Annotated in this window: 13 protein-coding genes; 6 read left to right on the top strand and 7 right to left on the bottom strand. The window is 69.0% G+C overall.

Annotation, left to right across the window (positions count from 1 at the left end; genetic code table 11):
- Window positions 1-102: 102 nt before the first annotated feature.
- The 4 genes from ACX93N_RS15255 to ACX93N_RS15240 all read right to left on the bottom strand — a co-directional run bounded on the left by ACX93N_RS15255 (window position 103) and on the right by ACX93N_RS15240 (window position 4,484).
- Complete coding sequence (locus ACX93N_RS15255; protein ID WP_459429302.1) at window positions 103-840, bottom strand: type 1 glutamine amidotransferase domain-containing protein; 738 nt, start codon at window positions 838-840, stop codon at window positions 103-105.
- 252 nt (window positions 841-1,092) lie between these two features.
- Window positions 1,093-2,253, bottom strand: a complete 1,161-nt coding sequence (locus ACX93N_RS15250) for a cation:proton antiporter domain-containing protein (protein WP_459429301.1) — start codon at window positions 2,251-2,253, stop codon at window positions 1,093-1,095.
- A 67-nt stretch (window positions 2,254-2,320) separates the two neighbouring features.
- Window positions 2,321-2,824, bottom strand: a complete 504-nt coding sequence (locus tag ACX93N_RS15245; RefSeq protein WP_459429300.1) for a DUF934 domain-containing protein — start codon at window positions 2,822-2,824, stop codon at window positions 2,321-2,323.
- A complete protein-coding gene (locus ACX93N_RS15240; RefSeq protein ID WP_459429299.1) occupies window positions 2,802-4,484 on the bottom strand; it encodes a nitrite/sulfite reductase in 1,683 nt (560 codons plus the stop codon). The genes ACX93N_RS15245 and ACX93N_RS15240 overlap by 23 nt, the downstream gene beginning before the upstream one ends.
- 196 nt (window positions 4,485-4,680) lie before the next feature.
- On the opposite strand from ACX93N_RS15240, the gene ACX93N_RS15235 reads away from it, so the two are divergent.
- Window positions 4,681-4,794, top strand: coding sequence for a methionine synthase (locus ACX93N_RS15235; RefSeq protein WP_459429298.1), 114 nt, complete (start codon window positions 4,681-4,683; stop codon window positions 4,792-4,794).
- 17 nt (window positions 4,795-4,811) lie between these two features.
- Here the strand turns inward: ACX93N_RS15235 and ACX93N_RS15230 are convergent, their stop codons facing one another.
- Together ACX93N_RS15230 and metH are read right to left on the bottom strand one after the other, a co-directional pair.
- Window positions 4,812-5,099 carry a DUF2970 domain-containing protein gene (locus tag ACX93N_RS15230; protein WP_459429297.1) on the bottom strand — a complete coding sequence of 96 codons (288 nt, stop codon included), beginning with the start codon at window positions 5,097-5,099 and terminating at the stop codon, window positions 4,812-4,814.
- Window positions 5,100-5,108: 9 nt separating this feature from the next.
- Window positions 5,109-8,798, bottom strand: a complete 3,690-nt coding sequence (metH, locus tag ACX93N_RS15225; protein ID WP_459429303.1) for a methionine synthase — start codon at window positions 8,796-8,798, stop codon at window positions 5,109-5,111.
- Between the two features lie 223 nt (window positions 8,799-9,021).
- On the opposite strand from metH, the gene nfuA reads away from it, so the two are divergent.
- Window positions 9,022-9,597 carry a Fe-S biogenesis protein NfuA gene (gene nfuA, locus ACX93N_RS15220; protein WP_459429296.1) on the top strand — a complete coding sequence of 192 codons (576 nt, stop codon included), beginning with the start codon at window positions 9,022-9,024 and terminating at the stop codon, window positions 9,595-9,597.
- Here nfuA and ACX93N_RS15215 read toward each other — a convergent pair.
- On the bottom strand, window positions 9,591-10,700 hold the full coding sequence (locus ACX93N_RS15215; RefSeq protein WP_459429295.1) for a 3-deoxy-7-phosphoheptulonate synthase: 1,110 nt from the start codon (window positions 10,698-10,700) through the stop codon (window positions 9,591-9,593). The genes nfuA and ACX93N_RS15215 overlap by 7 nt on opposite strands.
- Before the next feature lie 134 nt (window positions 10,701-10,834).
- On the opposite strand from ACX93N_RS15215, the gene ACX93N_RS15210 reads away from it, so the two are divergent.
- The 4 genes from ACX93N_RS15210 to ACX93N_RS15195 all read left to right on the top strand — a co-directional run bounded on the left by ACX93N_RS15210 (window position 10,835) and on the right by ACX93N_RS15195 (window position 21,085).
- Window positions 10,835-13,522: a PD-(D/E)XK nuclease family protein gene (locus tag ACX93N_RS15210; RefSeq protein ID WP_459429294.1), complete on the top strand. Its 2,688-nt coding sequence runs from the start codon at window positions 10,835-10,837 to the stop codon at window positions 13,520-13,522.
- Window positions 13,519-16,824 (top strand): UvrD-helicase domain-containing protein, encoded by a 3,306-nt coding sequence (locus ACX93N_RS15205; protein ID WP_459429293.1) that lies wholly within the window; start codon window positions 13,519-13,521, stop codon window positions 16,822-16,824. The genes ACX93N_RS15210 and ACX93N_RS15205 overlap by 4 nt, the downstream gene beginning before the upstream one ends.
- A gap of 69 nt (window positions 16,825-16,893) precedes the next feature.
- Window positions 16,894-18,033 carry an efflux RND transporter periplasmic adaptor subunit gene (locus tag ACX93N_RS15200; protein WP_459429292.1) on the top strand — a complete coding sequence of 380 codons (1,140 nt, stop codon included), beginning with the start codon at window positions 16,894-16,896 and terminating at the stop codon, window positions 18,031-18,033.
- A 10-nt stretch (window positions 18,034-18,043) separates the two neighbouring features.
- Entirely contained in the window at window positions 18,044-21,085 is a 3,042-nt protein-coding gene (locus ACX93N_RS15195; RefSeq protein ID WP_459429291.1) for an efflux RND transporter permease subunit, read from the top strand.
- Window positions 21,086-21,355 lie beyond the last annotated feature (270 nt).

Below are 21,355 nucleotides of genomic sequence, written 5' to 3'. Positions count from 1 at the left end.
TCAACAACCGCAGACTGCTCACCTCTATCGGCGATGTCCCGCCCGTGGAGTACGAGGCTGCGTATCATCAACAGGAAACCGAGTCGGCTATGGTGGCCTGACTCAAACCAAAGAGCCTCCGGAATTCCCGGGGCGATTCAGATCGACAACGACTGTGTGCTTGTCTGCCAGTGTTTCCTTGTTCTGCGCATGCGCCCCGTTCCTGCGGAGCTGGTCTTCGACAAGAAACGGCAACAAGCTGCCTTGTTTGGCCCATGACCTGGAATACTCCTTGGAGTTCGGGAATCCGGCCACGCGCTTGCCTTTCACGAGGTAGTCACCGTTATCCAGCGTGGCATTGGCAAACCCGCCTGCACCATGCCCACAACCACCGACTACGCCGCCATTTTCGTAGATGCTACCGATCAGGTTCATCAGCGCCTTGCTCGACGCAACGTCGAACAGCGTGCCGTAGCCACCGCCGACATACACCGCCTGATACCGAGCGACATCAACCTGGCCGGGGCGGAGTGTATTTCCAGCCTTGCTCAAAAAGTTTTCATACCTGATGGCATAGCTGCTAATGCCCAGCGGTTCCATCATGAACTCAACCGGGCCACCTTGAGGCGACACAAAATCAACGTCATAGCCGTGCATTACGAAGATATGGAAGGGCGGTGCATACTCCCACAGGTTGTTCCGTGCATCGTGCTGCTCCGGATCGCCCATGTCGACTACATTTGACGCCACGAAGAGGACCCTGTTGCTTTCTTCCGCGAAAGGGGAAGCAGGGGCGAAAACCAATGCAGCAAAGAAACAAGTGAGCTTCAAAGCAAGCCATTCATTCGTCGTACGGTTCACCTTCGATACGCTCCTTCTTCTCATGATGGCCTACCGTAGCGCAGGTTGGCCTGCTCTCAGCGGCGGCTTCGACGGATCTATCAGATTTCTCGACGAATGACGGGTTCTGGCTGTGCCCGCTGGAACCGCGCGCAGCGCGTTCCCGCGGGAACGTTTCCAGAATCGGCTTTAAGTGTGGCGGTTCGGGCCGGACGCCGGAGGGCGAGCCAAAACCCGGTGTGAGTCGTGGAGTGTCGCGACATCCCTCCCTGGCTAGTCCCGCCGCAGCCGGTCGGAGATAGCAATCGGTGTGGGATAGTTGAGCACCACGATATAGGACGAGGCGAGGAGCGTGAGGATCGTCGTTGCCTGGATCAGCAGCGAGGCATCCTGGCTGATGAGTGCAAGGTCGAAGGCGACGTAGGCGATGAGCAGCGAGAATTCGCTGGCCTGGCCGAGGCGGAAGCCGAGATCCCAGGCGAGGCTGCGGCTCTCGCTCATGCCGCCAAGAAGGTAGCGGTAGACTGCGGGCTTCAGCGCCAGCACCAGCGCGGCCAGGAGCAGGGCAGGGAGGAGGATCCGGTCCAGCTGCCCGAGGTCGAAGCGGGCGCCCACGCTGAAGAAGAACAGGATCAGGAAGAAATCGCGCAGGGGCCGCAGGCTGCCGGCGATGTACTGGGAGATGGGGCTGGTGGCGATGGTCACGCCGGCGATGAAGGCGCCGATCTCCTCGCTGAGGCCGAGGAGCTGGGCGACCTCCGCCACCCCCAGGCACCAGCCGATGGCGACCAGGAAAATGTACTCGTGGAAGCGGTCGAAGCGGGCGATGAGCGGCAGCAACGCGTAGCGCACGGCGACCCAGGCGCCGGCGCCGAGCAGCGGCAGGCTGAGCAACGACAGGGCGGCGCCGGCACCGCCGGCGTCGCCGCCCATGAGCAGCATGAGCACGATGATCGCGAGCAGGTCCTGGAGCAGGAGCATGCCCACCATCAGTTCCCCCGTGTGCCGGTGATGCAGCACCGTGGTCGGCAGGAGCTTTATCCCGATGATCGTTGACGAGAACATCATCGCGGCGCCGACCACCAGCGCATCGAGCTTGCTCGGCAGGAAGGGCAGGGCCACGGCATAGCCGGCCAGGAGGAACAGCGCCGAGCTCGCCACCATCACCACCGTCGCGTTGCGCAGGGTCGCGAACAGGGCCCGCGGCTGCATGTCGAGGCCGAGCAGGAACAGCAGGAAGATAATGCCGATGTGGCCGATGTCCGAGAGCAGCTTCAGGTCTGGCACGAGGCTGAGGCCGTAGGGGCCGATGCAGGCGCCGAGGGCGATATAGGCGATGATCAGCGGCTGGCGCGTATAGAGTGCGATCGAGGCAAAGACCGCGGCCCCGGAGAAAATCAGGAAAAACGAGAAGGTGACGGACGTGCCTTCCACGGGGCCCCCGGCGCGGCATGCATGGCGTAAAGGCGCAGTCTAGCCCGTCGCCGGGCCGTGGTGCACGTCAGGCGCGGCGTCGGAACAACGGCAGGGGCTGGTCCACGGCGCCCTGGTAGTCGGTCGTGAATACGGCCAGCCGCTCCTGCGCCTGCGCCAGCCGGTCCGGGTCGGCGAACTCCAGCGCGTTGAAGCCGCAGCGGCGCAGGTAGTGCGCCTGGTCCGGCAGGAGTTCGCCGCGAGCGCGCAGCTCCCCGGCAAAGCCCGCCTCCCGGAGCCGGCGCGCGAGGGAGAACCCCCGGCCATCGGTAAACACCCCGAAGTGCACGGCAATAAGTGCAAGGCCGGCGAGCGCGTCAAGGAGGGGCCCGGGGTCGTCCGCTGCTTCGAGCTGCAGCCCCGCGCCTTCGGGGCAGCCGGCATCCTGCCATTGTGCCAGTGTGAGGATGCGCCGCTCGCCGGCCCCCGGTGTCTGTTCTGCCGGGGGCAGCCAGTCATCGGCAACGACGGCGCCGTCGCGGATCAGCCTGGCCTGTACCGGTGAGCCGCTAGCGGGCGTTACCGTCGTCATAGACGCGCTCCTTGAAAGGCTGCATGCCGATGCGGCGCAGGGTCTGCAGGAAGGTTTCTTCTTCCAGGCGGTGGTCGAGGTAGACCCGCAGCAGGGTCTCGATCACGTCGGGCATGGCCTCGCGGCGGAAGGAGGGCCCGAGGATCGCGCCGAGGCTGGCCTCCTTGCCCTGGCTGCCGCCGAGGGACACCTGGAAGAACTCCTCGCCTTTCTTGTCCACCCCGAGGATGCCGATGTGACCGATGTGGTGATGGCCGCAGGCGTTCATGCAGCCGCTGATGTTGAGCTCCAGGGGCCCGAGGTCGTAGAGGTAGTCGAGATCCTCGAAGCGGGCCTGGATGGCCTCAGCCACGGGGATCGACTTGGCATTGGCCAGGGAGCAGAAGTCGCCCCCGGGGCAGCAGATCATGTCGGTGAGATAGCCGGCGTTGGGGCAGGCGAGGCCGACGGCCTGCAGCCCCCGCCAGAGCGGGAGCAGGTCACTCTCGCGCACGTCGGCGAGCACGATGTTCTGCTGGTGCGTCGTGCGCAGCTGGCCGAAGCTGTAGGCCTCGCAGAGGTCGGCGAGCCGGTCGAGCTGTTCCGCGGAGATATCTCCCGGCGGGTTGCCCGTGGCCTTGAGGGACACGGTGACGGCGCGGTAGCCGGGCACCTGATGGGCGTGGCTGTTGCGCCGGACCCAGTTGGCGAAGATCGGTTCGCTCGCACAGTGTGCCTCGAGTACCGCGGCTTCACCGTCGGCATCCACGCTGGCATAGGCGGGGCCGCTGAAGAAAGCGGCGATTCGCTCGATCTCCGCATCGGGAAGCGTGGTCGGCCCGTCGCGCAGGCTCTCCCACTCCTTCTCGACGGCGGCGGTGAACGCGTCCACGCCCATGGCCTTGACGAGGATCTTGATCCGCGCCTTGTACTTGTTGTCCCGGCGCCCGTGCAGGTTGTAGACGCGCAGGATCGCCTCGAGGTAGGACAGCAGGTGCCGGCGCTCGAGATAGGGGCGGATCTCGCTGCCGATGACCGGCGTGCGGCCGAGGCCGCCGCCCACGAGGACACGGAAGCCGTTCTCGTCACCCCTCGCACCACCCGGCCCGGGAACGATCTCGAGGCCGATGTCGTGGCTGTGGATGGCCGCCCGGTCCTCGCGACTGCCGCAGACGGCAATCTTGAACTTGCGCGGGAGGAAGGCGAACTCCGGGTGCAGGGTGGACCATTGGCGGATGATCTCGCACCAGGGGCGGGGGTCCTCGAGTTCGTCGGCGGCGACGCCGGCCAGCGGGTCCGTGGTGGTGTTGCGGATACAGTTGCCACTGGTCTGGATGGCGTGCATCTGTACGCTGGCGAGTTCGGCCAGGATGTCCGGTACGTCCTCGATGCGCGGCCAGTTGATCTGTACGTTCTGGCGGGTACTGATGTGGGCGTAGCCCTTGTCGTAGTGCCGGGTAATGTGCGCGAGCTTGCGCACCTGCCGCGCGTCGAGGAGGCCATAGGGGACCGCAATGCGCAGCATCGGTGCCAGGCGCTGCACGTACAGGCCGTTCTGCAGGCGCAGGGGCAGGAACTCCGCCTCGTCCAGGTCGCCGCGCAGGTAGCGCTCGGTCTGGTCGCGGAACTGGTCGACGCGCTCGTCGACGAGGCGTTGGTCGTAGTCGTCGTAGCGGTACATGAGGGATTCGGTATTCGGAACCTGGCGGGCACTCTAACAGAATAAGCGCCGTGCTGGTTATTCGATTTCCGCTTAAGCTTAGAACGCGGTGGCCTGCGCTGGCGGCCCCTTGGGAAAGGGCCTGCGCCTGCTATAATGCGCGCGCCCGGTCAGCCGGGCAATCGACAAATCCCCCGGATTAAGGACGAGCAGGCCCATGGCAACCCAGAGCAACGGCAGTGACGGCACGGCAGACGCGGTAGCAGTAACGGCGATCATCGCCATCGCGGTCTTCGGCCTCTACCTGTGGCTGTCCGGGATGCCCGGCTAGCGCGTCCCGCGCGCCGGTCAGCCGGCGCCCGCCAGTACCAGTTTGACCACGGTCAGCACGGCGCCGATGAACAATGCCGTGAAGATGATACCTGCGACGATGAAGGTGCCCGCCCGGCCCTGGCGGAAATCCCGCTCCCGGTTGCGGCTGCTCTGCACCCCGAGGCCGGCGGCGAACACGCTGCTCACCACCTGCAGCGCCCCGAGACCCTTCCCGTCCTCCTGTTCCCGGGTGGGGTCCGGTGCGTCGGGGGAACCTTTTTCGGCCTCGTGACCGGTAGTGGCGTTTTCGTTTCCGTCTTCCATGCGTGTCCCCTAGTCCAGGTTGGGCGCCAGCCAGCGGGCCAGGTCGTCCACGGCCATGCCCTTGCGGGCGGCGAGGTCCTCAAGCTGGTCCCGCCCGATCTTGCCCACGTTGAAGTAGCGTGAATCCGGGTGGGCGAAGTACCACCCGCTCACGGAGGCGGCCGGCGCCATGGCGTAGCTCTCGGAGAGCGTGACGCCGCAGCGCGCCGGCGCGTCGAGCAGGTCGAAGAGGGTGGCTTTCTCCGTGTGATCCGGGCAGGCCGGGTAGCCCGGGGCCGGGCGGATGCCCCGGTAACGCTCGCGGATCAGCGCGGCGTTGTCCAGGTCCTCGTCCGGCGCATAGCCCCAGAGTTCGCGGCGCACCCGCCGGTGCAGGTGCTCGGCCAGGGACTCCGCCAGCCGGTCGGCCAGGGCCTTGAGCAGAATGCTGTTGTAGTCGTCGTGGGCCGCCTCATAGGCCGCGGCCCGTTCGGCGACGCCGTGCCCCGTCGTCACGCAGAAGCCGCCGACGTAGTCCGGCGTGCCCGCCGGCGCGACGAAATCTGCGAGGCTGTAATTCGGGTCATCGTTGCCTTTCTTCGCCTGCTGGCGCAGCTGGTGCAGCCGCGCAAGGGGCGTGCTGCGGTCATCGTCCTTGAAGACGACGATGTCGTCACCGTCGGCGTTCGCCGGCCAGAAGCCGACCGCCGCCCGGGCCGTGAGCCAGCCCTCGTCGATGATGCGCGCCAGCATAGCCTCCGCGTCGCGGTAGAGCTCCCGCGCCTGCTCGCCGACCACCGCATCGTCGAGTATCGCCGGGAATTTCCCGGAGAGCTCCCAGGTGAGGAAGAAGGGCGTCCAGTCGATCGTGTCGACGAGGTCCCCGAGGGGCAGGTCGTTCCAGCTCTGCACGCCGAGGAAGCTGGGCCGCGGCGGCGTGTAGGCGGACCAGTCCGGGGCAAAGCGGTTGTCGAGGGCGTCCGCGTAGGCGAGGCGGGGTGCCCGCGGCTTGCGGTTGGCCACCCGTTCACGCACCTCGGCGTACTCGGCCCGGCGTGCGGCCACGAAGCTGTCCTTGCCGTGGCCGGCCAGCTGCGTGGCCACAGCGACACTGCGCGATGCATCCGGCACGTAGATGACCGCGTCGTTCTCGTAGGCCGGCTCGATCTTCACCGCCGTGTGAGCCTTTGACGTCGTCGCGCCGCCGATCATGAGCGGCATGTCGAATCCTTGCCGCTGCATCTCCGAGGCGACGTGCACCATCTCGTCGAGGGACGGCGTGATCAGGCCGGAGAGGCCGATGATGTCGACCTGCTCCTCCCGCGCGACGCGGAGGATCTCCTCGCAGTGGACCATCACCCCCATATCAATGACCTCGAAGTTGTTGCACTGCAGCACCACGCCGACGATGTTCTTGCCGATGTCGTGCACGTCGCCCTTGACCGTGGCCATGAGGATCCTGCCGTTGGGCTTCGAGCCCTCGCGCTTCTCCGCCTCGATGTAGGGCTGCAGGTAGGCCACGGCCTGCTTCATGACGCGGGCGCTCTTCACGACCTGCGGCAGGAACATCTTGCCCTCGCCGAAGAGGTCGCCGACGACGTTCATGCCGTCCATGAGCGGCCCCTCGATGACCTCGATGGGATGGTCGACCGTGAGCCTCGCGGCTTCCGCGTCTTCCTCGATGTAGCCGTTGATACCCTTGACCAGCGCGTGCTCGAGTCGCCTGGCGACCGGCCACTCGCGCCAGGCCAGGTCCTCCTTGCGCTCGCTGCCCTTGCCGTCGCCGCGGTAGCGCTCGGCGAGCTCGAGGAGCCGCTCCGTCCCGTCCTCCCGGCGGTTGAGAACCACGTCCTCGACGCCTTCCCGCAGCTCCTCCGGGAGCTCGTCGTACACCGCGAGCTGGCCGGCGTTGACGATGCCCATGTCCATGCCCGCGCGGATCGCGTGGTAGAGAAAGACCGAGTGGATCGCCTCGCGCACGGTGTTGTTGCCGCGGAAGGAGAAGGACACGTTCGAGACACCGCCGGACACGAGCGCCCCGGGCAGTTCCGTCTTGATGAAGCGCGTCGCCTCGATGAAGTCCACGGCGTAATTATTGTGCTCGGCGATGCCCGTGGCCACCGCGAAGATATTCGGGTCGAAGATGATGTCGTTCGGGTTGAAGTCGAGGCGCTCGCGGAGCAGGTCGTAGCTGCGCCGGCAGATGGCCTTGCGCCGCTCGAGGGTATCCGCCTGGCCGTCCTCGTCGAAGGCCATGACCACCACGGCGGCCCCGTAGCGCTGGCAAAGCCGGGCCTGCTCGAGGAACTCGGCCTCGCCGGCCTTGAGGCTGATGGAGTTCACCACCGCCTTGCCCTGCACGCACTTCAGGCCCGCCTCGATCACGGACCAGCGCGAGGAATCGATCATCACCGGCACGCGGGAGATGTCGGGCTCCGACGCCACGAGGCGGAGGAAGGTGACCATGGCCACCTCGGCATCGAGCATGCCCTCGTCCATGTTCACGTCGATGATCTGTGCGCCATCCTCCACCTGGGTGCGCGCGACATCGAGGGCGGTGGCGTAGTCGCCCTCAAGCACCAGGCGCTTGAAGCGCGCCGAGCCGGTGACGTTGCAGCGCTCGCCCACATTCACGAACAGCGTGTCTGCGCCGATGTTGAACGGCTCGAGGCCGCTGAGGCGGCAGGCCGGCGGGCGGTCGGGGAGCGGCCTTGGGGCAACGCCCTCGACCGCTGCGGCGATGGCGGCGATGTGTTCGGGGCCGGTTCCGCAGCAGCCGCCCGCCAGGTTGAGAAAGCCGCGGCGTGCAAAGTCGTGGAACTCCGCCTCCATGTCCGAGGGCCGCTCGTCGTATTCGCCGAAGGCGTTCGGCAGGCCGGCGTTGAGGTGCGCCGAGAAGTAGCAGTCCACGGCGTTGGAGAGCTCTTCCAGGAAAGGCCGCACCTCCGCAAAGCGACGCCCGCAGTTACTGCCGACGATGAGGGGGCGGGCGTGGGCGATGGCGTTCCAGAAGGCCTCCGGCCGCTGGCCGGAGAGGTTGCGGCCGCTGGTATCCGGAAAGGTCACGGAGATCATCAGCGGCAGGGCCTCACCGCGGTCCTCGAACACACCCTGGGCGGCGAAGATGGCGGCCTTGGCGTTCAGCGTGTCGAACACCGTCTCGATCATGAGCAGGTCCACGCCGCCGTCCAGGAGGCCTTCCACCGCCTCGCGGTAGTCCCGCACCAGGCTGTCGAAGTCGATGTTCCGCGCGCCGGGGTCGTTGACATCCGGGGAGATCGATGCCGTGCGCGGTGTCGGCCCGAGCACGCCGGCCACGTAGCGGCGCCGGCCGGGCTCGGCCGCCATGGCCGTGTCGGCGGCGGTTCGGGCCAGGCGCGCGCCTTCGACGTTAAGCTCCCGCGCCAGCGCCTCCAGGCCGTAGTCGCCCTGGGCCACGGCGGTGCTGTTGAAGGTGTTGGTCCCGATGATCTCCGCGCCGGCGGCGAGGTAGGCCTCGTGGATGCGACGGACCACGTCCGGGCGCGTCAGCGAGAGCAGGTCGTTGTTGCCCTTGAGATCGCCGGGGTGATCGGCGAAGCGCTCGCCGCGATAATCCGCCTCGACCAGGCCTTCACCCTGGATCATGGTCCCCATGGCACCGTCTATCACGAGGATGCGGGCATCGAGCTGCTCACGCAGCTCACGGTCGATGGGGCTTATCCGGGGTGCTGTATCGATGGCCACGGTGACCTCTGGCTGGTTTGTGGGGTGTCGCCGGGAAGCTGCCGGCCAAAAGCGCCGTAGTCTAGCAGAAGGCGCGCGCTGGCGGGGTCGTGCCGCTGCGCCCGGACGCGGCGACGGCAACGCATCCTTCAGGCCGCTGCGCAGCCTCGCGCTTGCGCGAGGCCCGGCCGGACCTGCTATAATACCCGAGTAAATCACTCAGGAAGAAACGCGCAGCATGATCACGATCACGGAAGCCGCCCAGGACTACCTCGCTGAACTGCTCTCCAGGCAGGAGGATGCGCTCGGGGTGCGGGTCTTCATCAACCAGCCCGGTACGCCGCGGGCAGAGACCTGCATTGCCTATTGCCGGGAGGGCGATGTCCGCGAGGAGGATGTAGAGCACAAGTTCGACAAGCTCACGGCCTGGTTCGAGCCGCGCAGCGTGCCGTTCCTCGAGGATGCCCTGGTCGACTACGCCACGGACCGCATGGGCGGTCAGCTCACCATCAAGGCGCCGAATGCGAAGATGCCGCGCGTGGGCGACGATAGCCCCCTCGAGGACCGGATCAATTACATCCTCTACAACGAGATCAACCCGTCCCTGGCCGCGCACGGCGGCGAGGTCAGCCTGGTGGAGATCACCGGTGACAACTTCGCCGTACTGCAGTTCGGTGGGGGTTGCCAGGGCTGCAGTGCCGTGGACCTCACACTGAAGAACGGCGTTGAACGTGCGCTGCTGGATCAGCTACCGCAGCTGGCCGGTGTGCGCGATGTCACCGACCATACGGACCGCAGCCAGGCCTACTACTGATCCGTCGCCGCGGCGCCGCCCGCCCGGCGCCGTTCCGGCAGTGCCTTTTGCAGGGCTGCGCGGGCCTCGCGCAGGCAGCGTTCCGTCTCCTCCCAGCCAATACAGCCGTCCGTGATCGACACACCGTAGGCGAGCTCTGACGGCGGCGCCAACGGCTGGCTCCCGGCGTTCAGATGGCTCTCGATCATCAGGCCGACGATGGACGCATTGCCCTCGATGATCTGGTTGACGACGTTCTCCACGACCAGCGGCTGCAGCTCGGGCTGCTTGTTCGAGTTGGCGTGGCTGCAGTCCACCATGATGCTGGTCGGCAGGCCGGCCTCGGCGAGTGCTGCCTCGGCAAGCTTCACGTGGACCGAGTCGTAGTTCGGCCCCTGGGAGCCGCCGCGCAGGACGATGTGCCCGTAGCGGTTGCCGCGGGTCGTGTACACGGAGACCCGGCCCTCGTGATTGATGCCGAGGAAGCGGTGCGGCCGGGCCGCGGACTTGAGCGCATTGATCGCCACGGTCAGGCTGCCGTCCGTCCCGTTCTTGAAGCCCACGGCGGAGGACAGGCCGCTGGCCATCTCGCGGTGGGTCTGGGATTCCGTGGTCCGTGCGCCGATGGCCGACCAGGCGATGAGGTCCTGCAGGTACTGCGGTGAGATCGGGTCAAGGGCCTCAGTGGCGGTCGGCAGGCCCAGTTCGAGGATGTCCAGCAGCAGCCGGCGACCGATGCGCAGCCCATCCTCGATGCAGAAGGTGTCGTCCATGTAGGGGTCGTTGATCAAGCCCTTCCAGCCCACGGTGGTGCGCGGTTTCTCGAAATAGGCGCGCATGACGATGAACAGCGTATCACCCACCTCGTCGGCCAGGACCTTCAGGCGACGCGCATAGTCCAGGGCCGCCTCGGGGTCGTGGATGGAGCAGGGTCCCACGACGACGAAGAGGCGAGGGTCGCGTCCGTCGAGGATGTCGCGGATGACCTGGCGGCTGCGGGTGACGGTGGCCAGGGCCGCCTCGCCCAGGGGGAGGGCGCGCTTCAGCTCCGCCGGCGGGATGAGGACTTCCTGCCCGGCGACATTGACGTTGTGTACCGTGTTCTGCGCTTCGCGTTCGCTCATGGCGGTTTTCCTGACCTTCCTGCTAAAGTCCCTCCCGTGCCGCAGAGGGCGCCGCATTCTAAAGCAGCGGCGCCTGCTTTCACAGGAGCCCCAGCACAGGAGCCCCAGGACAGGACGCCCAGCACAGGACCCCGATGGCCGCCAAACCCCTCTTCGACGTCGCGCCGCTGGCACCCTGGCTTGAACGTGGCGACACCGTGCTCACTGCCAATCACAGGCTGGCGCGCTATATCCAGGGTGCCTGGGATGAATGTCAGCGCGAGGCGGGTGCCCGGGCCTGGGCCACGGCCCCGGTGGCGGCCGTGGAAAGCTGGCTCCTGGCGCGCTGGGAAGCGGCGGTCGCTGCGGGCCGGCTGCCGGCGCGCCGCCGCCTCGAGCCGGCCGCTATTCACTACCTGTGGCGGCGCGTCATCGCCGCTGACGACGACGGAGCCACCGGCTTCACCCTCGTCCAGCCCGGGGAGGCTGCCCGGCTTGCGCAGCGCGCCCGCGATACGCTGCTGCGCTGGCGTATCGACTGCAGCGAGGCGGGGACCCGGCAGCTGTTCCGCCTCGGCGGTGACAGCGCGCATTTTCTTCGCTGGCTGGACCGCTTCGAGGGCGAACTGGCGCGCCTCGGCGCGGCAACGCCCGCCGACTGTCTCCGCGAGCTCCTCGACGACCCGGCACCATCGCCCCGGGCGCTCCTTCTCGTGGCCTGCCACGATCTTTCGCCCCTGGTCAGCGCCTGCCTCGAGCGGCTCGGCGAGCCGCTCGAGGATGCCCCGCAGGCGGCGCCCCGGGCGGCGGGGGAGGTCCGCTGCTACGCCGGGCAGCACGACGAGCTGCGCGCGATTGCCGACTGGTGCGCGGAGCGCGCTTCCGCACAGCCGGGCGGCCGGATCGGCGTCGTGCTGGACGCGGACCCGGTGCGCCGCGCGGCGCTAGACTACCAGCTGCGCCGCGCCTTCGGCTGCGTCGATGCCAACTACCACCGGCTACCGGTGAACTACAGCGCCGGTCTCGCCCTCGACCGCGCGCCGCTGGTGCGCGATGCCCTGGGCCTGCTTGCGGCGCTCGAGGGCGCCGTGGACGTGCCTGCGTTCGTGGCCCTGCTGCGTTCGCGCTTCTTCCCCCTGCCGGACCGGGACGAGCCGGCGATGGTGACCTTCGTGGAACGATTGCGCGCTCTCGGCGCGCGGCGTGTCGAGGTGGGCCTGCTGCGCTACCAGGCCGGCCGCGCCGGGACCGTACTGGGGGAGCGGCTGCTCGCACTCCGCGATGTCATGGAGCGTCCCGGGCGATGGGACGGCTCCGGCTGGGTGGCCCTGTTCGGGAAGGTGCTCGCTGTTTTCGGCTGGCCCGGGACCGGCCTCGACTCCCTCGAATACCAGCAGCACGGACTGTGGGAGGAAACGCTCGGCGCCTTCGAACGCTGTGCGGCCCTGGGTCCGCCGCTAGGCGCGCAGGAGGCCCTGCAGCTGCTGCGGGAATGCCTGGGACAGCGTCTGTTTCAGCCGAAGACCGCCGATACGGACATCCAGGTGCTCGGCGCTCTCGAGGCCGCCGGACTGGCCTTCGATGCGCTCTGGGTCTCGGGCATGCATGCCGGTGCGTGGCCGGCGCCGGCGCGGCCCAGCCCGCTCATCCCGCTGTCCCTCCAGCGGCGCGAGAAGATGCCGCAATGCACACCGGAAGGGGAGCACGCCTTCGCCAGCCAGCTGCTGGCGCGCTACGCCGGCGCGGTGGACACCCTGGTCATGAGCACAGCGCTGGCGGCGGACGGTGTGCCGCTGCTGCCGAGCCCCTTCCTCGGCGACGTTCCCGCGCCCGAAGCGGCGCCCACCCCCGGTGAGCGGGCCTGGCAGCAGCGGCGCGATGCCCTCGCCCTGGCGCCGGTCGCGGACAACCGCGCGCCGCCGGTGGACGAGGCGGGTGTGCGCGGGGGCGCCGGGCTGCTGGAGTCCCAGGCGGCTTGTCCCTTCCGCGCTTTTGCCCGCTACCGGCTGCGCCTTGCGGCGCCGGAGGAGCCGGCGACGGGGCTCAATGCCCTCGAGCGGGGCGTACTCCTGCACGGGGCGCTGTACCGCCTCTGGGGAATTCTGGGTGACAGTGCGACGCTCGCCTCCCTCGACCGGGCGGCCAGGCGCAGGCACTGTGAGGCCAGCGCGGGGGCCGCCATGGACGCGGTTGGGTCCGAGCGGCGGCAAGTGCTCGGCGGCGCCTGCCTGACCCTGGAACAGGCGCGCCTTGCCGATACGCTGGAGGCGTGGTTGGATATCGAGGCGGCGCGCCCGGAGCCCTTTACCGTGCTCGCCCGGGAGGAGGCGGCCGAGCTGGAGCTCGCCGGCCTCACGCTGAGCCTGAAGCTGGACCGGGTAGACCGCCTGGCGGACGGCCGCGAACTGGTTATCGATTACAAGAGCGGCAGCACGCAGTTCGCCGGACTCTTCCGCGAGCGGATCGAGAGCCCGCAACTGCCGCTCTACAGCCTGGTCCGCGGTCCGGCGCTGACGGGCGTCGCCTTCGGTCAGCTGCGCCCCCGCGACCTGCGCCTGCGCGCCGCGGGCGTCGGCCCGGGCCTTCCGGACCTCGAGAAGAACCTCGCGAAGTACCTGGCCGGCGATCCGTCCGCGGAAGCCTGGGAGGGGCTGCGCGGCGCGTGGCGGGAGCGCCTCGTTGCCCTGGCCGCAGAAGTGATGGCGGGTGAGGCGGCGGTGCAGCCCACCGCGGCAGCCTGTCGCTACTGCGATCTCGCGAGCCTGTGCCGCATCGGGACCGTGGAGGACGCCGTTGCCGATGACGGCGAGGCGGGCAGAGTGCTGCCGGGAGAGGAGCCGTGAGCCTCGCGGATGCGGCCGCACGCCGCGCGGCGATTGATCCGGCCACCAGCGTCTGCGTCAGCGCGCCGGCAGGTTCGGGCAAGACCGAGCTCCTGATCCAGCGTTTCCTCGGACTTCTGGCCCGGGTGGAGCACCCGGAGGCGGTGCTCGCCATCACCTTTACCCGCAAGGCCGCCGCGGAAATGCGCGAGCGGATTCTCGGCGCGCTTGCCGAGGCGGCCCGCGCAGCGCCGGTCGAGAGCGAACACGGCCGGCTTACCCGGGGGCTTGCCGACCAGGCGCTGGCCCGGGACCGGGAAGCCGGCTGGGGGCTCCTCGAGAACGGTAACCGGCTGCGGGTGCGTACGATCGACAGCTTCTGTGCGGAACTGGCCCGGCAGATGCCGCTCCTCAGCACCCTCGGCGGCGCCGTCGCCACCGTGGACGACGCCAGCGAGCTGTACCGGGAGGCGGCCGAGGGCCTGCTCGCGGGCCTCGACCGCACACCGGAGCAGAACCCGGACCTGGCCGCGCTCCTCGAGCACCTCGACAACCACTGGGAGCGCCTGGCAACGCTGCTCGCCTCGCTCCTCGCCCGTCGTGACCAGTGGCTCAGCTATCTCGGCGCGCACCGCGACGAGGCGGCTTCGGAGGCATACCTGCGCGAAGCGCTCCACGCCCTCGCGGGCGACGTGCTGGGTGAGCTCGCCGAGCGCTTCCAGCCCGCGGCTGACACCCTCGGGCCGTTGCTTGCGTGGCGCCAGGCGCAGGGGGAAGGACTGATCCTCGACGGCATGCCGGGGCCCGAGGCCTCGGCGCTGCCGGCCTGGCGCGAGCTGGCCGACGTGCTGCTCACCAATGAAGGCACCTGGCGAAAGCGCGTCACGGCCAGGGAGGGGTTCCCGGGCGGTGGCAAGATACAGGAGGTCGCGGGCATGAATGCCTGGTTACAGGGCATGCAGGGCGACAGTGCGCTTGCCGCAGCGCTGGCGCGGGTGCGGATTCTGCCTTCACCGGAGGACGCCGGCGCCTGGGCGATCCTCGCAAGCCTCGCCCGGTTGCTGCCCCGGGCGGTGGCCCAGCTTTACCTCGTCTTTCAGCGGCGCGGCGCGGTAGACCACTCGCAGATGGCGCTCGCCGCGCTCGACGCGCTCGGCGAAGACGACGCCCCGACGGACCTGGCCCTCCGTCTCGACTACCGGATCGAGCACATCCTGGTCGACGAATTCCAGGATACCTCCATCAAGCAGTACGAGCTGGTGCGGCGCCTCACCCGCGACTGGGCCGAGCACAACGCCGCCAACCCCGGTGCCCCGCGCACCGTGCTCGTGGTCGGAGACGGCATGCAGTCCATCTACGGCTTCCGGGACGCCAACGTGAGCCTGTTCCTCCGCGCGCGGGACGAGGGCTTCAACGGCCTCCGTCTCACTCCGCTGCAGCTCTCCAGCAACTTCCGCTCTGCGCGCCCGGTCGTGGACTGGGTGAACGAGCAGTTCGCTGCGGCCTTTCCCGCGGAAGACGACGTGGTGGCAGGGCGGGTCCGCTATACGCCCGCGGTGCCGACCCGGGCGACCCCGGGGGCCGTTGCCGTGCACTGCTTCCGCGGTGCGGAAGGTGCGGAAGGTGCGGACCTGGTGGCCGCGGAGGCCGATTTCGTGGCCGCCGGGGTGCTCGCAGCGCTTGGCGGGGCTCCCGGCGAGAGCTGCGCGATCCTCGGCCGTACCCGTCGCCAGCTGCAGCCGGTGCTGTCCCGGCTCCGGGCTGCCGGGGCACCGGTCGCCGCGCAGGATGTCGATGCGCTCGCCAGCCGCCCCGTCATCAGGGATCTGCAGGTGCTTTGCCGCGCCCTGGCGGACCGCTACGACCGGTTGGCCTGGTTCTCGCTGCTCCGCGCCCCCTGGTGCGGTCTCCGTCTTGCCGACCTGCTCGCCGTGCACCGGGCAACAGAGACCGGCACGGTGGCCCGGTGGCTGTTCGGAGCGCGCGCGGCCCCCGGTCTCAGCGACGACGGCGCTGCCCGGGTCGCGGCGCTCGCCGCGGTGCTGGGCCGGGCCGAGGCCACGCGCGACCGGCGCGGCCTGCGCGGCTGGCTGGAGTCGACCTGGCTCGCGCTCGGTGGGCCGGCCTGCTACCCGCCGGAAAGCGATAGCGCTGCCGCCCAGTTCTTCGCCCTGGTCGAGCGGGCCGATGCGGAGACCGCAGGGCTGGACGTCGCCTGGCTCGAGCGCGAGGTCGGCCGCCTCTTCGCGGACCCCGGCGACCCGCGGGCCAGCGTGCAGGTCATGACCCTGCACAAGGCCAAGGGGCTGCAGCTCGACCGCGTCTGGCTCCTCGATATCGCGGGCAGCACGCGCGCTGATGATCGCGAGCTGCTCGCCTGGGACCAGCATGTGACCCGGGCCGGAGAGCGGTTCTTCCTCCTGGCTGCGGAAGACCACAGCGACAGGCGCTCCCCGAGCCTCTACCAGTATCTGCGTGAGGAAGCCGCCATGAAGCGCAACCTTGAGGCCACGCGGTTGCTGTACGTCGGCGCGACCCGGGCCGTGCGTGAACTCGTGCTCTGCGCAAGACCGGGCTGGGACGACAGGCGGGAGAGTTACCGCGCGCCCGGCGCGGGGACGCTGGCAGCTGCGCTCTGGCCCCGGCTGCTGGATGACGCCGTGGATCATGTCGTCGAGCCCGCCCCCGCGCCGGCGGGCGAGGGTCCGCCGCCCCTGCAGCGTCTCGCCACGCCGGCCGCGGCGCCCGAGGCGCCGCTGTCGGAAGCGCCGGCTGTGGAGGATCCGCAGGGGCCCACCGGCCTGCGTGAGCGCTGCATCGGTACCGCCGTGCACCGCGTCCTCGAAGGCCTCGCCGGCAGCGACCCCCTGCCGGAGCGCAGTGGTGAGGCCGAGCGGCAGCTGGCCAGGCTGTCGCTCGCGCAGGCGGGCCTGCCCCGGGCCGGTGAGGCAGAGGCCCTCAGCGAGGTCATCGCGCATGTCGATCGCACCCTCGCCGACACCGATGGCCGCTGGGCGCTCTCTGGGCATCCCGAGGGCGCGACCGAGTGGTCGCTCACGGCCCTCGACGGCGCCGGCGAGCCGCAGCAGCTGGTGCTCGACCGGTACTTTCGCGACTCCGCAACCGGTGAGTACTGGATCATCGACTACAAGACGAGCCGCCCCCTGCCCGGCGAGTCCCGGGAAGCCTTTGAGGCCCGGGAGGCCGAGGTCCATGCCCCCCAGCTGGCACGCTACCGGGACGCGCTCGCCGCCGTGGTCGGCGGCCCGGTGCGCCGTGCACTCTACTTCACGGCCCTCGGGCGCCTGCGGCCTCTCCCCTGAGTGCCCTGTGCCTTCCCTAGTTCCCGCTGCCGCTATACTGTACTCGCTCACGGTCCGAGGAGTTTCCCCATGCTTTCCAGCCTTCGCCTGCTGACGGCCCTGTTGTGCAGCGCACTGGCGCTCGGCGCCTGTGGTCAGCGCGGCGACGGCGCGCCCGCAGAACCTGCCGCGCGGCCCGTGCGCACGGTCGTCGTCGGAGACAGCGCGAGCAGCGAACTGCGCCGCTTCCCCGGGCGGGTGGACGCGACGCAGCAGGCAGAGCTCTCTTTCCGCGTGGGGGGGCAGCTGCGGGAGATCCTGGTGCGGGAGGGCGACCGGGTCGAGGACGGCAGTGTCATCGCCCGCCTGGACCCCACGGACTTCGAGACGGCGCTGGCCGACCGGCAGGCGACCTTCGACAACGCCGAGCGCAATTACCGCCGCGCCAGCGAGCTGGTCGAGAGCGGCAGCATCTCGCGCCTCGATTACGACCGCATGGAAGCGCAGTTCCGCAGCGCCGAGGCCGCCCTGGAGCAGGCCCGGAACAACCTCGCCTACACGGAACTCCGGGCCCCGTTTACGGGCCGCATCGCGCAGCGTCTGGTGGAGAACTTCGAGGAGGTACAGGCGCGGCAGCCGGTGTTCTACCTGCAGGGCGACCAGCAACTCGACGTGGTCATCGACCTGCCGGAGACGATCATCCGCCAGTTCCGGCGCGGCGATGCCGTGGCGCTGGAGGAGGATGTCGCCACCTCGGAGGCCGCCCGGGTGCGTGCCTGGGCGACGTTCAATGACCACCCCGAGCTTCGGCTGCCGCTGACGCTGCGCGAGGTAGCCACCCGGGCCGATGCGTCGACCCAGACCTACCGCGTGACCTTCAGCATGCCGCCACCCGCGGCCTTTACCGTGCTGCCGGGCATGACCGCAGAAGTATCGGTCGATTTTTCACCGCTCCTCTCGGGCGACAACGTGTTCTGGCTGCCGGCGGCGGCGGTGCAGGCCGATGGGGCCCTCGCCGCGCAGGTCTGGGTCTATGACAGCCAGTCCGGCACCGTGAGCGCCCGGCCCGTGGAGACCGGTCGCCTCGCGGAGGACCGCATCCAGGTGTTGTCGGGACTGGAGGGCGGTGAGGAGGTTGTTGCCGTCGGCGCGCCCTATCTTTCCGAGGGCATGCGTGTACGCCCGCTGCCGCAGCTGGAACAGGCCGAGCCCCGGCCCGGAGACCGTTGAGGAACGCGCGTTGACCAATATAGGGACCTGGTCTGTCGACAATCGCGTCAGCGCCTGGCTGCTGGTGCTCGTACTCCTCGGCGGGGGTTACTGGGGCTTCGTCAACATGGGCAAGCTGGAGGACCCGGCCTTTACGATCAAGATGGCCAAGATCCTCACCCCCTACCCCGGTGCCACGGCGCGCGAGGTGCAGGAGGAGCTGACCTACCACCTGGAGGACGCGCTGCAGCGCCTGCCGCAGCTGAAGCGCATCAAGATGTCCGTCTCGAGGCCCGGGCTCTCGGATATCACTATCGAGTTCAAGGACAGCTACAGCGCCGCGGAGATGCCGGACATCTTTGACGAGCTGCGGCGAAAGGTGAGCGACGTGCGCCGGGATCTGCCGCCGGGCGCAGGCGAGCCCAGGGTCATCGACGATTTCGGTGATGTCTACGGCGTCTACCTCATGCTGACGGGGAAGGGCTACAGCTGGCGCGACCTCTATGACACCGCCGACGCCCTCAAGCGCGAACTGGTCCTGGTCCCGGGGGTGCGCAAGGTGTCCATCGACGGGGTGCAGGAGGAAGTCGTCTACGTGGATATCAGCCGGGCGCGGCTCGGCGAACTCGGCATCGCTCCCGACCAGATCGCCGCCGTGCTCGGCTCCCAGAACAGCGTCGTGGATGCCGGCAACATGCCCCTCGGTGACGAATACCTGCGCCTGAGCCCCACCGGCACCTACAGCTCGGTGCAGGCCATGGGGGGTACGCTGATCGGCTCCGACGGGGGGCGCCTGGTGCGGCTGCGCGACGTTGCGGAGATCACCCGCGCCTATCGGGAAGTCCCCGGCAAGCTCTATTACCTGAACGGCGAGCCGGGGCTCAGTCTCGGTATCTCCATGGCCGCCGGTGAGAATGTGGTGGAGGTCGGGCGCGCCCTCAGGGCGCGTTTCGAGGAACTGCGCTCGAGCATCCCGGTGGGTATGCACCTGGAGGCGGTCTACAGCCAGCCTACGGAGGTCGAGAACTCGGTCGCCGGTTTCATCATCAGCGTCGCCCAGGCCATCGCTATCGTGATCGTCGTGCTGCTGCTGTTCATGGGCCTGCGCGTTGGCGTCATCATCGGCGCGGTGCTGCTCGTCACCGTGGCAGGGACGCTGCTGTTCATGCACCTCTACGGCATCGAGCTGCAGCGGATCTCCCTCGGCGCGCTGGTCATTGCGCTGGGCATGCTCGTGGACAACGCCATCGTCGTCGCCGAGGGCATGCAGGTGCGCATGCAGGCGGGTGCCAGTGCGCGCAGCGCGGCGGGCGAGGCGGTGGGCAAGACCATGGTGCCGCTGCTCGGCGGTACGGCGATCGGCATCCTCGCGTTCTCGCCCATCGCCCTGTCGACGGACAACACCGGGGAATTCGCCGGCTCGCTGTTCTGGGTCATCCTCATCTCCCTCGCCCTGTCCTGGGTGACGGCGGTCAGCTCCACGCCGCTGCTCTTCGCGCTGCTCATGAAGGAGGCGCCGCCGGCAGCGGAGGGCGCCTACGACGGACGGCTGTTCCGCGGCTACCGCCGTCTGCTGGCGCAGGCGCTGCGCCACCGCTGGCTCACCGTGGGCGGGGTGCTTTTGCTCTTCGCGGCCGCCGTGGTCGGCTTCGGCCAGGTCAAGGCGGGCTTCTTCCCGGCCTCGAGCACACCGCTGTTCTTCGTCGATCTCTGGGAGCCGGAGGGCACGGACATCCGCAGGACCCGCGATGACGCCCGGGCCGTGAGTGCCTGGCTCGCGGAGCAACCCGGGGTGACGCAGGCAGCGGCGGTCATCGGCGGGCCCCACCAGCGGTTCACCCTCGTCTATGACGCCAAGGAGCCGTCCCCGGTCTACGCGCAGGTCATTGTGCGCACGGAGACGCTCGCACAGATCGCGCCGCTGCGCGCCCGCCTCGAGGCGATGCTCGCCCGCGAGATGCCCTGGCTCGACCCGCTGGTCAAGCCGCTGCGCATGGGCCCCGGGCGCGATGCGAAAATCGAGGCGCGCTTCTCCGGGCCTGACCCGGTGGAGCTGCGACGCCTCGCCGAGCAGGCCAAGCAGCTTATGCGCGCGGATCCGGGCGCCCGCGATGTGCGCGACGACTGGCGCTCGCCCGTGAAGGTCCTGCGCCCCGTGTTCAACGAGCAGGTGGCGCGACGGCTCGGCATCAGCCGCGAGGACCTGGGCAAGGCGCTCAAGTACGGCCATGACGGGGCGGCCGCCGGCACCTTCCGCGACGGTAACCGGGTTCTCCCGATCTACCTCCGGGCGGCCGCCAGTGACCGTGATGATATTGCCAGCCTCCGTGACCTGCAGGTCTGGAGCCCGGCGCTCGGCCGGTCCATCCCCATCACGCAGGTGGTCAGCAGCTTCGAGACCCGGTGGGAAAACGCCGTCATCCGCAGCCGGGACCGGCAACAGACCATCATCGCCTCCTGCAACCCGGTCGGTGAACTGACGGCCCCGCTGTTCGCGCGGCTGCGTCCGCAGGTCGAGGCCCTACAACTGCCGCCGGGCTACAGCCTGAGCTGGGGCGGGGAGTTCGAGGACGCGAGCAATGCCCAGGGCGGCCTGTTCAGCGTATTCCCCGCCGGTGTGCTCCTCATGGTGCTGACCACCGTGCTGTTGTTCGGCAAGCTTCGCCAGCCGCTGATCATCTGGCTCACCGTGCCCCTCGCCATCGTCGGGATCACCGCGGGGCTGCTGGCCGCCGACGGCGCCTTCGACTTCATGTCGCTGCTCGGCGGCCTGTCTCTCATCGGCCTGTTGATCAAGAACGCCATCGTGCTCATCGAGGAGATGGATGCGCAGCTGGCGGAGGGCAAGGCACTGGAGGAGGGCATCCTCGATGCGGGGGTGAGCCGCCTCCGTCCGGTGATCCTTGCCGCGGCGACGACGATCCTGGGTCTGATCCCGCTGCTCGGCGACGTGTTCTTCGTGAACATGGCGGTGACGATCATGGCGGGGCTGGGCTTCGCGTCGCTGCTCACGCTCTTCGTGGTGCCGACGCTGTACGCGCTGTTCTTCAGCGCAAAGCAACGTTCATCGTAGTGCCTCCTACCGGCGGCGGGAGGGAACGTCCAGCCTTGCCCCGTCGGCCGGTTGCCGAACTTGGTTCCCCGCAGTTTCCCGGGGCGGCGGCTGAAGCATGCCCCCAGTCGCTCCCCGATACACGCTTTGTGAGAGAAGTATCCCGCGCTCACCCCTCGCGCCTCGCGTACTTCAGATGCTGAGGCGCCAGGGGCGGGGGGGGGGGGGGGGGGGGGGGGGGGGGGGGGGGGGGGGGGGGGGGGGGGGGGGGGGGGGGGGGGGGGGGGGGGG

The sequence above is a fragment of the Pseudohaliea sp. genome, from assembly GCF_054552115.1.
The sequence above is the reverse complement of the archived record's forward strand: the minus strand, read 5'-3'. Positions and strand labels throughout refer to the sequence as shown.

Coding starts and splice junctions, on each gene's coding strand:
- ACX93N_RS15245 (WP_459429300.1), bottom strand. CDS start 2,824: ATGACGACGGTAACGCCCGCTAGCGGCTCACCGGTACAGGCCAGGCTG.
- ACX93N_RS15240 (WP_459429299.1), bottom strand. CDS start 4,484: ATGTACCGCTACGACGACTACGACCAACGCCTCGTCGACGAGCGCGTC.
- ACX93N_RS15235 (WP_459429298.1), top strand. CDS start 4,681: ATGGCAACCCAGAGCAACGGCAGTGACGGCACGGCAGACGCGGTAGCA.
- ACX93N_RS15230 (WP_459429297.1), bottom strand. CDS start 5,099: ATGGAAGACGGAAACGAAAACGCCACTACCGGTCACGAGGCCGAAAAA.
- nfuA (WP_459429296.1), top strand. CDS start 9,022: ATGATCACGATCACGGAAGCCGCCCAGGACTACCTCGCTGAACTGCTC.
- ACX93N_RS15215 (WP_459429295.1), bottom strand. CDS start 10,700: ATGAGCGAACGCGAAGCGCAGAACACGGTACACAACGTCAATGTCGCC.
- ACX93N_RS15210 (WP_459429294.1), top strand. CDS start 10,835: ATGGCCGCCAAACCCCTCTTCGACGTCGCGCCGCTGGCACCCTGGCTT.
- ACX93N_RS15200 (WP_459429292.1), top strand. CDS start 16,894: ATGCTTTCCAGCCTTCGCCTGCTGACGGCCCTGTTGTGCAGCGCACTG.